The sequence below is a fragment of the Micromonospora pallida genome (assembly GCF_900090325.1).
GTDB lineage: Bacteria > Actinomycetota > Actinomycetes > Mycobacteriales > Micromonosporaceae > Micromonospora > Micromonospora pallida.
Genome location: NZ_FMHW01000002.1, coordinates 5,476,946 through 5,490,833 on the forward strand (window position 1 = coordinate 5,476,946; position 13,888 = coordinate 5,490,833).

Below are 13,888 nucleotides of genomic sequence, written 5' to 3' on the forward strand. Positions count from 1 at the left end.
TTGATCGCGGTACGCTTCCCAGGTGCCCAGACAGCAGCCACCGCGGCCCGAGCCGCTCGACCCGCCGATGGTGCCGTTCGCCCTCGCCGGGTTGGCGATCTGGGCCGTGGCCGGGCTGACCCTGCTGCTCTTCTTCCGCGACTGGCTCGCCACCCACGGTCATGAGAACTGGCTCTGGACCTGCCTGGCTGGTTTCCTTTGGGGATTCCCCGGTCTGGCGGTGATGATGCGGCACGACGCGAACCGGCGTCGCCGCCGCGCCGGCCGCTGAGCGAGCCGCCACTCCCGACTCATGCCAGTCTCCGGCCGGGACGTGGCCGGCTGGCGTCCTACGACCGGCCGTGACCGGCGGCCCGGCCCATGTCGGACCCCGGCCAGACCGTGGCCGGTGGGCGGCTCAGGAGTGCCCGTACGGCTCCGCCGGCTCGGTCGCCTCGACGGAGCCCGGCGCCCGGCTCACCGACAGCTCCTCGACCGCGCTGTCGTCGTAGACGGTGGGCAGCTCGTCGACCGGCGTCTCGACCGCCTCGGCCAGCGCCTCGGAGTGCGCGCCGCACCCGTGGTCGGCGCTGACCACCCGGCCGTCGTCCGGGGCGTAGAAGTTGCCGCAGGCGCCGAAGGACTGCCGCATCGTCCCGGCCAACGGCAGGTAGAACCCGCACGAACCGCAGCGCGCGGCGGCGGGAGCGGCCACCGAGATCGCCGCCGAGGGGCCGTGGTCACCGTCGTACCAGCGCTGGGCGGTGTCGATCCGCCCCTCCCGGGAGAAGACCCGGGCCCGGCCGAGCCCCAGTTCCCAGGCGGTCTCCTCGACCGCCGGGTCGTCGGAGAGCAGGTAGCCCGGGGCCAGACGCTCGTCGTCCGGCGGGGTGGGCAGCAGGTCACCGGGGCCGAGGTCGCCCGGCTGAAGCCGCTCCTGCCAGGGCAGCCAGCCCGGCGCGAGCAGCGCGTCCGGGCCGGGCAGCAGGACGGTCTCGCAGATGGTGACGTTCCGGCTGCGCGGGATCCGGGTGACCGTCACCGCCCAGCGCCAGCCCTGGTAACCCGTCAGCCGACACTCGAAGTAGTGGGTGACGATCCGGTCGCCCTCGGCGACCGCCTTGAGGTGGTCGCCGACATCCGAGGGTTCCACCTCGGTGATGCCGTCACGGGCCACCTCGACGGCGGTGGCGCAGATCTGGTCGAGACGCGCACGAGCGGAGGCGGGCCTGGTCACCGTTCCATTGTCCCCCATGCGCGACGCCGACCGACAGGGACTCCCCGACACACGTCTTCGCGGGCAGAGGCGACGGCGGTCGGGACGATGGGCGAGGATGGTGCACATGCCGCTGTTCTCCCGCTCCGGGCGGTCCGTCCTGGGGACGACCGCCGGCGCGGGCGTCCGCGCCACCCGTACGCTCTTCCGTGGCTCGGTCAACGGCGGCCGGTGGATGGGGCGGCGGTTCGGCCGGGCCCGGGCGCGCGGCGCCGGGAACGAGGTCGGCATGGTCCGCCTCTTCGACCTGCACGCCGTCTCGTGCGCCGGGGACACCCTGATCGCCATCGGCCTGGCCGGGACGATCTTCTTCAACGTCCCGCTCGGCGAGGCCCGCAGCAAGGTCGCGCTCTACCTGCTGGTGACGATGGTGCCGTTCGCGATGCTGGCACCGGTGGTCGGCCCGCTGCTCGACCACTTCCGGCACGGCCGGCGCTACGCCCTGGCCGCCACCATGCTCGGTCGGGCGTTCCTGGCCTGGCTGATCTCCGACTACATCCACGGCTTCGGTCTCTATCCCGCCGCGTTCGGGGTGCTCGCCCTCTCCCGCGCGTACGGGGTGGCCCGGTCCGCCGCCGTGCCCCGGTTGCTTCCCGAGGGGCTCGGCCTCTCCCAGGTCGGCGCACGCGCCAGCGTCTACGGCACGATCGCCGGCGGCCTGGTCGCGCCGATCGGACTGGCCGCGTTCTGGTTCGGCCCGCAGTGGCCGCTCCGGGTCGCCTCGCTCATCTTCCTGGCCGGCATGGTCATCTCCCTGCGCCTACCGCCCCGTGCCGACTCCGAGCCACCGGAACGGGTTCCCCGTCCGCTGCGCCGGGCGTTCGGCCGCGACGGCGAACGCCCGCTCGGCCGGGGCCGTCCGGCCGGACGGCTGGTGCTGGCCACCCTGATCGGCTCCGCCACCCTGCGCGCGGTGTACGGCTTCCTGCTGCTCTTCCTCGCCTTCGCGATCAAGGCCGGGGACCTGACCACCGTCCTGCTCGGGCGGGAGCTGGGGGACGAGGCCGCCCTCGGCCTGGTCGGTGCGGCACTGGCCCTGGGCACCTTCCTCGCCACCGCCGTGGGCACCCGGCTGCGCATCCACCACCCGGCGCTGATCCAGTCCAGCGGCATGGTCATCGTGGCCGGGGTGGCGGTGCTCGCCACGATCCGGTTCTCCCTGGAGATGGTGGCCGCGCTCTGCCTGGTGGCCGCCCTGGTCAGCGGGGTCGCCAAGCTCGCCGTGGACGCGTCGATCCAGGAACGCATCCCGGAGCGACTGCGGGCCAGTTCGTTCGCGCACTCGGAGACGGTGCTGATGCTCGCCTTCGTGGCCGGCGGCGGCCTGGGGCTGGTGCCGTTCGACGGGCGGATCGGCATCGGTGTGGCCGCCGCCGTCGGGACGCTCGCCGCCATCCGGGGCATGGTGGTCACCAGCCGGCTGCGCGGGGAACGCCTGGTCGGCCGACCACTCGGCGACGACGACCTCGCCGAGCCCGCCCCGGCGTCCGCCAGCGTCCCCGAGCCATCCGACCCCACCCCGGCACCGGCCCGACCGCCCGGACCCGCCGAGCCAAAGGACGAGCCGTCGGACCTGCCCGGCTACCACGTCTACCGCCCCTCGTCGGCGAGGAGCCGCTCGGACGACGAGGACCGCCAGGACTCCCCGGGGCCGGTGGCGTGACCGGACTGCTCGTGGTCACCGCGGTCCCCGCCGAGGCGGAAGCCGTCCGGACCGGCCTGACCGATCCCACGGCCACGGTCGTGCCGGTCGGGGTCGGCCCGGCCCTGGCGGGGGCGGCCACCGCGCGCCTGCTGGCCCTCGCCGAGGCCGCTGGGCGGCCGTACGGAGGTGTGGTCAGCGCCGGCGTGGCCGGCGGCTTCGCCGGCCGGGTGGCGGTGGGCGGGACGGTGCTCGCCGGCCGGAGCCTCGCGGCGGACCTGGGCGCGGAGTCACCGGAGGGGTTCGTCCCGGTCGACGAGCTGGGCATGTCCCCCGAGATGCTCGGCGGCACGATCGCCGTCGACGCGGATCCCGCCCTGCTCGCCACCCTGCGGTCAGCACTACCGGAAGCGGTGGTCGGCACGGTGCTGACGGTCAGCACCGTGACCGGCACCGCCGCCAGCACCCGGGCGCTCGCCGAACGGCACCCCGACGCGGTGGCCGAGGCGATGGAGGGGTACGGCGTGGCGGTCGCCGCCACTCAGGCCGGGCTCCCCTTCGTGGAACTCAGGACGATCTCCAACCCGATCGGTCCCCGGGACCGGGGCGCGTGGCGACTCCGGGAGGCCCTCGCCGCCCTCGGTACGGCGGCGACCGCCCTCGACGCCCTCCGGACCGGCACACGCTGAGCACACGGCGGAAACCAGGACAACTATTAAGATCTTTGCCTTTCAGGCATTGACAACTGTTACATCCATCGCTGACGATCGATATCGCCAATGGCAACCCGGGTGCCATCGCGGCGATCGCTTCGTCCAGCCATCACAGGAGCGATCCCTATTGATGCGTGCCCCACCGGACTCCGATTGGGGAAATGCATGAAACGTAGGACCTCCTCACCGCTTCGCCACTCCAAGATCTTGGTGGTCGGCGCCGCACTCGTCCTGGTTGCGACATCAGCCGCGCCAGCGGCCTCCGCAGCGCCGGTGCCGATGGCACAGCCGCTGGCCAGCAACGACTTCCGAATCACCGCGTCGTCCGCCGGCCATGACAGCGGCACGTTCGCCCGCTCGGCCACGGTGATCGAGTTCGCGGCCACGGCGGAGAGTGCCGTATCGACGGAGGTGGCGCTCACCGTCGGCGGTAAGAAGTTCACCGCCACCAAGAACATCGCGGAAGGCTCCGCCCAGTGGTCCGGTGCGGGCCTCGCACTGCACCCGGACGACAGTCTGGCACTCGACGCCTTCGCCAAGGCCCTCGAGTCGGAGTGGGTCGAGCCGGCCAGTGCCACGAAAGCGCCGATCTCGTTGCATCGAGACCTGACCATCCGCCTTGCCATGCTTCTCGCCGAGGCGCCCCCCGGCACCAGGATCGGGACCCAGGATGTGCCCCGTCCGGCGGAACGGTACGGCGAGCGGAAGCTTCCGGAAGGCGCTGCCGAGGTGGAGTCGTGCCTGCAGGAGGGCACCCACGCCACCGTGGCAAACAGCGCGGAACGGAAAGCGGTGGTCGCCGCGTGCCAAGAACCCAACGAGGACGGGATCTGGTACACGCGCTGCAACGTGAACGAGTGGGTAATCCACGATGCGGCCGACCACTGCATCATGGGCGAGAGCGTCTATGTCGGCCCGGCCTCGTACGACTGCATGGGCAAGTGCGGTGGTGGCTGTTTCATCATCACCGGCTACACCTACGACTGCGCTGACCACGACCGCTGTGGCCGCGTCCACGGTGGGTCGACGGACCCCTGGGACAGCGAGTGCGGCGACGAGTACTGGGAAGCGGACGACGACTTCCTCTGGTCGACGAACCAGTGCGGTTAGAGTCGGGTCCTCTCGAACGATGAAACGACTTCTTCTCACCGTTTCGTTCGTGGCGCTGGCACTGCTGGCGTCCGGCTGCGGGTCCACGGACCAGTCCGTGGACCCGCCGCCAAACGTTCTGGCCACCGTGGCGGACGAACCAGTCACCGTCGAGCAGGTTCAGGCGCTGATCCCCGACAGTCCCCTGCCGGCGGTATTGGTAGCCGGCGGCTACTCCGGCCCGTGGCCGGAGGCGCTGGAGCTGGCGATCCGGGACGAGCTACTGGGGCGTGAAGCCGCTCGCCGGGGCATCAGCGGGTCGACCAGGGCCCAACAGATCGCCACACTCATCACGCAGGAGCAGCGTGATGCTGCCGGCCTCACCGCCGAAAGCATCGCGGACGAGGAGGCGCAAGCCTGGTACCAGGAGCACCGCAGGGTATTTGGAAACGTGGCACAGGCCGACGTCGCTTGGGGCGAGTTCTCGGACGCCGCCCAGGCTAAGATGGCGCTGGAGCAAGCGATTGACACCGATCAGCCGACGTTTCAACGGATGGTGCGTGAGGGCGGTGCGAAGGTCAGCGACACGGCCACCATTGACGATCATGGCGAAGGCGCCGATCCGATGATCTCGCGCGCGGCCTTCGCAGTGGGCGCAGCCGGTGGAGTCGGCTTGTCCGCGGACCCGGCGAACAACCGATGGTGGGTGGTCCGCGTCGAGCGCATCTCCTTCAAGCAGTTGAACTGGGACGCGACGCTGGCCTACAAAGTAAAGTCGGCGATGGCCACGTATCGCCAGGAGGAACACCTGCGCCGGCTCGCCCAATCGTTGCGGAAGAAGTGGCCGGTCCACGTGTACGAGACCCGGCTCGCTGACATTGCCGCGACAGAGGAGCCCCCGAAATGAATATGGCCACGATAGTAGGCGGATTTCTCGCGCTGTTCGTCACCGCGGCAGCGTTCATGTACCTGAGCAGGCACCGTACGACACCCAACGTCGTCGGTCGGGTGTTGCGACTGCTGGCGTTCGCCGCCACGGCGGCGATCGTCATTGCGCTGTTGCCGTCCACGCTCAGGGACAGTGGCGCTTCCGCCGGCTACCTCCTGGGCGTGCCCGTGGTGGCGGCCGTGGGTCCTCTCGTCGCGGACCTGACCGGCCGCGCGGTGGGCATCACGACGACGGTCGGGGCGCTGGTGATGCTGGTCTGGGGCCTCATCCTCGGCCTCGGCATCGGACTCTGGTTCGTCGTTCCGGCCCTGTTGCTGGGGATGGCGGCGGTAGCCACGATTCCTTCGCGGCGCGTGGCGGCCACCGGCAACCCGGGTGAGTGACATGCGGGCCGGCACACTCTTCTCAACAGGCTGCCGAGCCCTGTGGACAAGGTTGTGGACAACTGCTCCGACCGGTGGACACGTACCGTCCTGACCAGGGATCAGGCCCAGGGACTACCGTGGGGTCGTGGCGCTCTCCCTGGCGATCTCCCCCTGCCCCAACGACACCTTCGTGTTCCACGCGCTGGTGCACGGTCTGGTTCCCGGCGCACCGCCGGTCGAGGTCACGTACGCCGACGTGGACGTCACCAACAACGCCGCCGAGCGGGGCGCGTTCGACCTGGTGAAGGTGAGCTACGGGGCGCTGCCGTGGCTGCTGGACGACTACCACCTGCTGCCCTGCGGCGGGGCGCTCGGCCGGGGGTGCGGCCCCCTGCTGCTCACCCGCCCCGAAAACGGCACGGCGGGCAGTGCCGGAAACGGCGACGCGGCCAGCACCGGAAACAGCAAGGCGGCCAGCACCGACAACAGCGACGCGGCCAGCGCCGGGAACGGTGGCCCGGCCAGCCCTCGGCGGGGGGACCTCAGCGGCGCGACGGTCGCCGTACCCGGTGACCGGACGACGGCGTACCTGCTGTTCCGGCTCTGGTCGGCCGAGCGGCCGCCGGCCCGGATCGAGGTGGTGCCGTTCCACGAGATCATGCCGGGTGTGGCCGCCGGTCGGTACGACGCCGGTCTGGTGATCCACGAAGCCCGGTTCACCTACCCCCGGCACGGGCTGACCGCCCTGGTCGACCTCGGCGAGTGGTGGGAGGCGACCACCGGCCTACCGATCCCGCTCGGGGCGATCCTGGCCCGGCGGGGCGTGGTGGACCCGGAGGCCGCCGCCGGCTGGATCCGCGCCTCGGTGGAGCGGGCCTGGGCCGACCCGGCGGCCACCCGGGACTACGTACTGACGCACGCCCAGGAGATGGAGCCCGACGTGGTGGACCGGCACATCGGCCTCTACGTCAACGAGTTCACCGCCGACCTGGGTGAGGCCGGCTTCGCCGCCGTCGAGGGGTTGCTGCGCCGGGCCGCCGACGCCGGGCTCGTACCTCAGACCTCCAGCTCGCGCGCGACCGCGTGGACGAGCTGAGCGATCTTCTGCGCGGTCTTCCGGTCGGGGAAGCGTCCCCGCCGCAGGTCCGGCTGGACCTTGGCCTCCAGCACCTTGATCATGTCCTCGACCAGGCCGTGCAGCTCCTCCGCCGGCCGGCGACGCAGCTCGGCCACGGACGGCGGGGCGTCGAGCAGCTTGACCCCCATCGCCTGCGCGCCCCGGCGGCTGTCCACGACGCTGAAGTCGACGCGCTGACCACCCTTCAGATCGGTGACCCCTGTCGGCAGCGCGCCCTTGGGCAGGAACACGTCGCCACCTTCGTCACTGGTGACGAACCCGTATCCCTTGGCCGCGTCATACCACTTCACTCGACCCGTCGGCACCTGAGAACCCCTGCTTCGTTGAGACGTCTACTCCCCTCAGGCTAGCCGGATCCACCGTTCCAGCGCCGCTGGGAAACGGGTGAGATCATCGAGAACCGTTTCCGCCCCGGCAGCGCGCAGTTCCTCGGCCGAGCAGGGACCGGTCGTCACTCCGATGCCGGGGATCCGGGCCGTCCGGGCGGCCACCATATCCGCCACGTGGTCGCCGACGTAGTGGGTCGCGCCGTGCGCGACCAGCGCGGTCGCCTTCTCCTCGGCGAACAGGTCGCCGGCCACCTCGTCGACGACCAGCCCGAGGTGGTCCAGGTGCAGCCGGGCCAACCGGCCGAGCTTCGAGGTGACCACCAGCACCCGCCCACCGTGAGCCCGGATCGCCGCGACGGCGTCGAGCGCGCCGGGCAGCGGCACCGCCGGGGTGATCGCGTACGCCGGGTAGAGCTCCCGGAAGCGGGTGACCGCCGACTCGACGTCCTCCGGCGGGAACCAGTGGGCCAACTCGGTGCGCAGCGGCGGCCCGAGTCGGGCGACCGCCACCTCGGCGTCTACGTGCACCCCGGTTTCGGCGGTGAGCGCCCGGTAGGCGGCGGCGATCCCCGGCCGCGAGTCGACCAGGGTCATGTCGAGATCGAATCCGACTGTCAGTGGGGGCATGCCCGCGAACCTACCGCCACCGGGGTTACCGGCCGGACGTCCGAGGGGCGCAATGGCCTCTCGGGCGGCTAGCGTGGTACGACGATGGCCACCTCACTCGCCGACCACCTGCGCACCCTCGGAGACGAGGCGCTCGCCGCGCTGCTCGCGCGGCGGCCGGACCTTGTCGTACCGGTGCCCGCCGACCTCTCGGCCCTCGCCGCCCGGGCGCAGTCGCGGGTCTCGGTGGCCCGCGCGCTCGACGGGTTGGACCACTTCACCCTCCAGATCCTCGACGCCGCCCGGCTGACCCGTGGCCCCGGCGGCGGCACCTCCGTCGAGGCGGTGCTCGCGATGGCCACCGCCGGGCCGCGTCCGCCCGCGCCGACCGCCATCCGCGCCGCCCTGCTGCGGCTGCGCGAGCTTTTCCTGCTGTACGGCCCGGAGCACGACCTGCACGTGGTGGCGAGTGTGGACGAGGTGTCCGCGTACCCGGCGGGGCTGGGCCGACCGGCGGCGGAGCTGGACCCGGCCACGGCCGCGCTCTGTGCGGACCCGGCGAAGCTGCGGCGGACGCTGCTGGCCGCGCCCCCCTCGGCCCGGGCGATCCTGGACCGGCTCGCCGCCGGACCACCGGTCGGCACGGTGGCCCCGGGCGCGCTGCGGGCTCCCGCCTCCGGGGGTGAGGACATCGTGCCCGCCGACCCGACCAACGGCGGCCCGCCCACCGGCTCCCCGGTGCGCTGGCTGGTCGACCACCGGCTGCTGGTGCCGATCTCCGGGGCCGAGTCCGGCGGGGCGGGCGCGGTGGAACTGCCCCGCGAGATCGGCCTGCTACTGCGGCGGGAGACCGGACCGCTCGGACCGCTCCGGACGGAGCCGCCGGCGGTGACCGCCGCGTCCCGGGACCCGAAGGTCGTGGACAACGCCGGGGCCGGACAGACCATGGAGGTGGTCCGCCACACCGAGACGCTGTTGGAGGCGCTGGCCGCCGACCCGGCCGCGGTGCTGAAGACCGGCGGGATCGGCGTACGGGACCTGCGCCGGCTGGCCAAGGTCACCGGGCTGGACGAGACGACCACCGCACTGCTGCTGGAGACGGCCCACGCGGCGGGCCTGATCGGCGAGTTGGACCTGCCCGGGGTCACCACCACCCGGTACGGGGCCGACCAGCAGGTCCTGCCCACCGGCGGGTACGAGGTGTGGCGGGCGGTCTCCCTCGCCCGGCGCTGGGAGCAGTTGACCCGCGCCTGGCTGACCATGACCCGCCAGGCCGGGCTGGTCGGGCAGCGGGATGACCGGGACCGGCCGATCGGCGTGCTCTCCGCCGAGGCGGAGCGGGCCGGCGCGCCGGCCGCCCGGCGGGCCGTGCTCACCGTTCTCGCCGACCTGCCCCCGGCGACCGCCCCCACCCCGGACGAGGTGCTGGAACTGCTCGACTGGCGGACGCCGCGCCGCAGCCGGGGACGCGAGGCGGCGCACCGGGAGATGCTGGTCGAGGCGGCCACGCTGGGCGTGACCGGGCTGGGGGCGCTCACCTCGTACGGCCGACTGCTGGTGGCCGACGCGGAGGCCCAGGTGACGGGCACCGACGACCCGCTGGGGGTACGGACCGACCCGGACGAGCAGTCGACCGCCGTCCGGGCGCTCGAGGCGCTGCTCCCCCAGCCGGTCGACCACTTCCTCGTCCAGGCCGACCTGACCGTGGTGGTGCCGGGTCCGCCGGAGCCGACGCTCGCCGCCGAACTCGACGTGGTCGCCGAGCACGAGTCGGCCGGTGGGGCAAGCGTGCACCGGATCACCACGGCGAGCGTGCGGCGGGCGTTGGACGCCGGATGGTCCGCCGAAGACCTGCACTCGCTGTTCCGGATCCGGTCCCGGACCCCGATTCCGCAGGGGCTGACGTACCTGGTGGACGACGTGGCCCGCCGGCACGGCGGGCTGCGGACCGGGGCGGCCGGGGCGTACCTGCGCAGCGACGACGAGGCGCTGCTGGCCGAGGTGCTCGCCGACCGGCGGCTGGAGGGGCTGTCGCTGCGCCGACTGGCCCCGACCGTGCTGGTCACCCCGTACCAGGTGGGCCGGTTGATGGTGGCGTTGCGCGACAACGGTTACGCGCCGGTGCCGGAGGACGCGGCCGGCGCGGCGGTGCTGGCCCGGCCGAAGGCACGCCGCGCACCGTCCCGGATGCCGGTGGCCACCCGGTCGGTCGACCCGTTGGCCGCCGCCCGGCTCACCCCGCCCCGGCTGCTCGGCATCGTGGAGCAGATCCGGCGGGGCGAGGCGGCGGCGCGGGCCGCCCGGCGGGCCCCGTCGGTGCTGCGCGGTGTGGCGCCGGAGGGCGGTGGCCCGGTCGCGGTGCCGGGGCACCGGGACGCGCTGGCGGTGCTGCAACAGGCGGTCCGGGACAAGGCCCTGGTCTGGGTGGGGTACGTGGACGCGCACGGGGCGGCCGTGTCCCGGCTGGTGCGTCCGGTGTCGATCGGGGCGGGCTACCTGCGCGCCGAGGACGAGCGGACGGAGATGCTGCACACCTTCGCGCTGCACCGGATCACCGCCGCCGTGCGGGAGGAATGAGTCGTCCGGCGGCGCGCTGCGGGAGGCGTCAGCGGCGGCCCGGGAGGCGTCAGCGGCGCGGTGCGGGAGTCGTCAGCGGCGCCGGCTGCGTCGGACGGTGCCGACGATCGAGATGACCAGCAGCAGGGCGAACGCCGCCCCGGCGGACTCGCCGACCGAGTCGACGAAGCCCTGCTGGAGGACCAGCCAGCCGAAGAGGAACCAGCCGAGGATCGCGGTGCCGGCCAGCGCGTACGCCACCACGGTCGCGGTGGACACCGGCTTCCTGGCCGGGCTGCCGGTCGGGGTGGGTGCCCCGGACGGGGTAGGTACCCCGGACAGGGTGGGTGCGGCGGGCCGGTGGCCGTCCTCGGTGGTCACGTCCCGGTCGACCGTCATCTGCTGCTGACCTCCCCGTCGCCGCCCCCTGCGTCCACCCTGTCACCTGTGGGAACGAAGTGACAGGGTGGACGCGGACGGATCGGATCAGGTGCCGGGCCGCTTGCCGAACACGACGACGCGGTAACCGATCTTGCCCCAGTCCCAGAACCGCTTGGCGTCGTACGGGAGCAGGTTGATGCAACCGTGCGAGCCGATGGACTTGTCGTGCAGGTAGGTGGTGGTCTGGTGGTACCCGATGCCACCCACGAAGCGCTGCCAGTACGGCAGCCACACCTCGTACGGGTCGGACCACTCCTTGATGTTCCGCTTGTTGATCTTGTAGGTGCCGGTCGGGGTGGCGTAGCCGCGCATCCCGGTCCGGGTGACCGTCGGCGGGATGACCACCTTCCCGTCGCGCATCGCCCAGGTGGTCTGCCGGGTCAGGTCGATGCAGAACGTCACGCCGGAACCGGCCTTGCAGCTGCTGACGCTCGTGGTGGCCAGCCGCTTCGACACGTCGTACGTGGTGGGGCCGGCCCGACCCTGGACCGGCCGGATGTCGTACCGCTGCTGGAACTTCTTGATCGCGGCGCAGTCGGTGGCGGACTGCTTGCCGTCCACGATGACCTTGCCGAACGTACCCAGCTTGGCGAGGTACGTCTCGACGGCCTTCTGGTACTCGCCCTGCGGGCAGGAACTGGCCGCCGTCGTCGTGGTCTTGGCCTTGGTCTTGGTCGTGGTCTTCTGGACCGGGGTACGGGTGGTCTCGAGGGTCGTGGCCGCCTTGTTGGCGGGCATTGGGGCGGCCAGCTGGTCGGAGCCGAGCGAGGCGCTCTCCCCCGATAACCGTCCCGACACGCTGACCGGGGCGAGGTCGTCGCCGGCCGGATCAGCCTGCGGGTCGAGCGCGCACGCGCCCGCACCGACCAGCGTGACCACTGCCAGGGCGGCGACCTGGATGGTGGACCGAACTCTGTTCATGCGTCCTCCTTGGGGCACAGCCGTCCCTTCGCTAGACGTATGTGAGTGCCGCGAAGGTTGCACCCTGTAGTGAATTTTTCTGGCCGTCCCCCTTTCGTGCAAGACTGGAGGGTCGCCCAGATTCCGCCGCTCGGTGGAGCCGACAGTGACGCAGACGGCGAAACACCTGGTGAGAGCGGGAGGACCCGGCGTGAACGGTGGACCACTGATCGTGCAGTCGGACAAGACCCTGCTACTGGAGATCGACCATCCGGACGCCCAGGCCTGCCGGATGGCGATCGCGCCCTTCGCGGAACTGGAACGCTCTCCCGAGCACGTGCACACCTACCGGCTCACCCCGCTGGGACTGTGGAACGCCCGAGCCGCCGGCCACGACGCCGAGGGCGTGGTCGACGCCCTGCTCAAGTACTCGCGCTACCCGGTGCCGCACGCGCTGCTGGTCGACGTCGCCGAGACCATGGACCGGTACGGCCGGCTCCAGCTCGTCAACGACCCGGTGCACGGCCTGGTGCTGCACGCGCTGGACCGGGTGGTGCTGATCGAGGTCGCCAAGAGCAAGAAGCTGGCCGGCATGCTCGGCGCGAAGCTCGACGACGACACGATCGCGGTGCACCCGTCCGAGCGCGGTCGGCTCAAGCAGGCGTTGCTGAAGCTCGGCTGGCCCGCCCAGGACCTGGCCGGGTACGTCGACGGCGAGGCGCACCCGATCGAGCTGGCCGAGTCCGGCAAGGACGGGATCCGCCCGTGGACGCTGCGGTCGTACCAGCGGGAGGCGGTGGAGGCGTTCTGGGCCGGCGGGTCCGGCGTGGTGGTGCTGCCCTGCGGCGCGGGCAAGACCCTGGTCGGCGCGGCGGCCATGGCCGAGGCGAAGGCCACCACGCTGATCCTGGTCACCAACACGGTCGCCGGCCGGCAGTGGAAGCGCGAGCTGATCGCCCGCACCTCGCTGACCGAGGAGGAGGTCGGCGAGTACTCGGGCGAGCGCAAGGAGATCCGCCCGGTCACCATCGCCACGTACCAGGTGCTCACCTCACGGCGCGGTGGCGCGTTCACCCACCTGGACCTGTTCGGGGCCCGCGACTGGGGCCTGGTCATCTACGACGAGGTACACCTGCTGCCCGCGCCGATCTTCCGGTTCACCGCGGACCTCCAGGCCCGTCGCCGGCTCGGCCTGACCGCGACCCTGGTCCGCGAGGACGGCCGGGAGGGCGACGTGTTCAGCCTGATCGGCCCGAAGCGGTACGACGCACCGTGGAAGGACATCGAGGCGCAGGGCTGGATCGCCCCCGCCCAGTGCACCGAGGTACGGGTCACCCTGACCGACGCCGAACGGCTGTCGTACGCGACCGCCGAGCCCGACGAGCGCTACCGGATGGCGGCGACCGCCCGGACGAAGCTGCCGGTGGTTCGGGCCCTCGTGAAACGGCACCCGGACGAGCAGGTGCTGGTGATCGGCGGGTACATCGACCAGCTCCACCAGCTCGGCGAATACCTGGACGCCCCGATCGTGCAGGGCTCGACCACCAACAAGGAACGGGAGCGGCTCTTCGACGCGTTCCGGTCGGGCGAGATCCGTACCCTGGTCATCTCGAAGGTCGGCAACTTCTCCATCGACCTGCCCGAGGCGGCGGTGGCGATCCAGGTGTCCGGCACGTTCGGCTCCCGGCAGGAGGAGGCCCAGCGGCTCGGACGGGTGCTCCGCCCCAAGGCCGACGGACGCCAGGCGCACTTCTACACCGTGGTCTCCCGGGACACCATCGACACCGAGTACGCCGCCCACCGGCAGCGCTTCCTCGCCGAGCAGGGGTACGCGTACACGATCGTCGACGCCGACGACGTCCTCGGCCCCAAGCTCCCGACCGTCGACTGAACAGCAGGACTGGT

The 13,888-nt window shown here is 72.2% G+C and carries 14 protein-coding genes; 9 read left to right on the forward strand and 5 right to left on the reverse strand.

All coding sequences use genetic code 11. The features are described from left to right. Positions 1 to 22: 22 nt before the first annotated feature. A complete protein-coding gene (locus tag GA0074692_RS22730; protein WP_091647297.1) occupies positions 23 to 271 on the forward strand; it encodes a DUF2530 domain-containing protein in 249 nt (82 codons plus the stop codon). A 126-nt stretch (positions 272 to 397) separates the two neighbouring features. Here the strand turns inward: GA0074692_RS22730 and GA0074692_RS22735 are convergent, their stop codons facing one another. Then, positions 398 to 1,324, reverse strand: a complete 927-nt coding sequence (locus GA0074692_RS22735; protein ID WP_425413351.1) for a DUF3027 domain-containing protein — start codon at positions 1,322 to 1,324, stop codon at positions 398 to 400. Here GA0074692_RS22735 and GA0074692_RS22740 point away from each other — a divergent pair. The 6 genes from GA0074692_RS22740 to GA0074692_RS22765 all read left to right on the forward strand — a co-directional run bounded on the left by GA0074692_RS22740 (position 1,323) and on the right by GA0074692_RS22765 (position 7,109). Continuing rightward, positions 1,323 to 2,918 (forward strand): MFS transporter, encoded by a 1,596-nt coding sequence (locus GA0074692_RS22740; protein ID WP_091647303.1) that lies wholly within the window; start codon positions 1,323 to 1,325, stop codon positions 2,916 to 2,918. The genes GA0074692_RS22735 and GA0074692_RS22740 overlap by 2 nt on opposite strands. Next, entirely contained in the window at positions 2,915 to 3,586 is a 672-nt protein-coding gene (locus tag GA0074692_RS22745) for a futalosine hydrolase (RefSeq protein WP_091647305.1), read from the forward strand. The genes GA0074692_RS22740 and GA0074692_RS22745 overlap by 4 nt, the downstream gene beginning before the upstream one ends. 303 nt (positions 3,587 to 3,889) lie before the next feature. Continuing rightward, entirely contained in the window at positions 3,890 to 4,720 is an 831-nt protein-coding gene (locus GA0074692_RS34935; protein ID WP_091647308.1) for a DUF8213 domain-containing protein, read from the forward strand. A 19-nt stretch (positions 4,721 to 4,739) separates the two neighbouring features. Then, a complete protein-coding gene (locus tag GA0074692_RS22755) occupies positions 4,740 to 5,606 on the forward strand; it encodes a peptidyl-prolyl cis-trans isomerase (protein ID WP_176738555.1) in 867 nt (288 codons plus the stop codon). Continuing rightward, positions 5,603 to 6,031, forward strand: a complete 429-nt coding sequence (locus GA0074692_RS22760) for a hypothetical protein (protein ID WP_091647312.1) — start codon at positions 5,603 to 5,605, stop codon at positions 6,029 to 6,031. The genes GA0074692_RS22755 and GA0074692_RS22760 overlap by 4 nt, the downstream gene beginning before the upstream one ends. A 127-nt stretch (positions 6,032 to 6,158) precedes the next feature. Beyond that, positions 6,159 to 7,109, forward strand: a complete 951-nt coding sequence (locus tag GA0074692_RS22765) for a 1,4-dihydroxy-6-naphtoate synthase (protein WP_091647314.1) — start codon at positions 6,159 to 6,161, stop codon at positions 7,107 to 7,109. Here the strand turns inward: GA0074692_RS22765 and GA0074692_RS22770 are convergent. Together GA0074692_RS22770 and GA0074692_RS22775 are read right to left on the reverse strand one after the other, a co-directional pair. Continuing rightward, entirely contained in the window at positions 7,070 to 7,456 is a 387-nt protein-coding gene (locus GA0074692_RS22770) for a cold-shock protein (protein ID WP_088980993.1), read from the reverse strand. The genes GA0074692_RS22765 and GA0074692_RS22770 overlap by 40 nt on opposite strands. A gap of 36 nt (positions 7,457 to 7,492) precedes the next feature. Further along, entirely contained in the window at positions 7,493 to 8,107 is a 615-nt protein-coding gene (locus GA0074692_RS22775) for an HAD family hydrolase (protein WP_091647316.1), read from the reverse strand. An 84-nt stretch (positions 8,108 to 8,191) separates the two neighbouring features. Between GA0074692_RS22775 and GA0074692_RS22780 the strand changes: the two genes are divergently transcribed. After that, positions 8,192 to 10,663, forward strand: a complete 2,472-nt coding sequence (locus GA0074692_RS22780) for a helicase-associated domain-containing protein (protein WP_091647318.1) — start codon at positions 8,192 to 8,194, stop codon at positions 10,661 to 10,663. Between the two features lie 72 nt (positions 10,664 to 10,735). On the opposite strand, the gene GA0074692_RS22785 is transcribed toward GA0074692_RS22780, so the two are convergent. Beyond that, entirely contained in the window at positions 10,736 to 11,041 is a 306-nt protein-coding gene (locus GA0074692_RS22785) for a hypothetical protein (protein ID WP_425413352.1), read from the reverse strand. 87 nt (positions 11,042 to 11,128) lie between these two features. Then, positions 11,129 to 12,004 (reverse strand): L,D-transpeptidase family protein, encoded by an 876-nt coding sequence (locus GA0074692_RS22790; RefSeq protein WP_091647320.1) that lies wholly within the window; start codon positions 12,002 to 12,004, stop codon positions 11,129 to 11,131. Between the two features lie 190 nt (positions 12,005 to 12,194). Between GA0074692_RS22790 and GA0074692_RS22795 the strand changes: the two genes are divergently transcribed. Next, the gene (locus GA0074692_RS22795) at positions 12,195 to 13,874 is read left to right on the forward strand and encodes a DNA repair helicase XPB (protein ID WP_091647323.1); all 1,680 of its coding nucleotides are present in this window, start codon (positions 12,195 to 12,197) and stop codon (positions 13,872 to 13,874) included. The last annotated feature ends 14 nt before the right edge of the window (positions 13,875 to 13,888 follow it).

Coding starts and splice junctions, on each gene's coding strand:
- GA0074692_RS22775 (WP_091647316.1), bottom strand. CDS start 8,107: ATGCCCCCACTGACAGTCGGATTCGATCTCGACATGACCCTGGTCGAC.
- GA0074692_RS22790 (WP_091647320.1), bottom strand. CDS start 12,004: ATGAACAGAGTTCGGTCCACCATCCAGGTCGCCGCCCTGGCAGTGGTC.
- GA0074692_RS22760 (WP_091647312.1), top strand. CDS start 5,603: ATGAATATGGCCACGATAGTAGGCGGATTTCTCGCGCTGTTCGTCACC.
- GA0074692_RS22755 (WP_176738555.1), top strand. CDS start 4,740: ATGAAACGACTTCTTCTCACCGTTTCGTTCGTGGCGCTGGCACTGCTG.
- GA0074692_RS22780 (WP_091647318.1), top strand. CDS start 8,192: ATGGCCACCTCACTCGCCGACCACCTGCGCACCCTCGGAGACGAGGCG.
- GA0074692_RS22740 (WP_091647303.1), top strand. CDS start 1,323: ATGCCGCTGTTCTCCCGCTCCGGGCGGTCCGTCCTGGGGACGACCGCC.
- GA0074692_RS34935 (WP_091647308.1), top strand. CDS start 3,890: ATGGCACAGCCGCTGGCCAGCAACGACTTCCGAATCACCGCGTCGTCC.
- GA0074692_RS22735 (WP_425413351.1), bottom strand. CDS start 1,324: ATGTGCACCATCCTCGCCCATCGTCCCGACCGCCGTCGCCTCTGCCCG.
- GA0074692_RS22785 (WP_425413352.1), bottom strand. CDS start 11,041: ATGACGGTCGACCGGGACGTGACCACCGAGGACGGCCACCGGCCCGCC.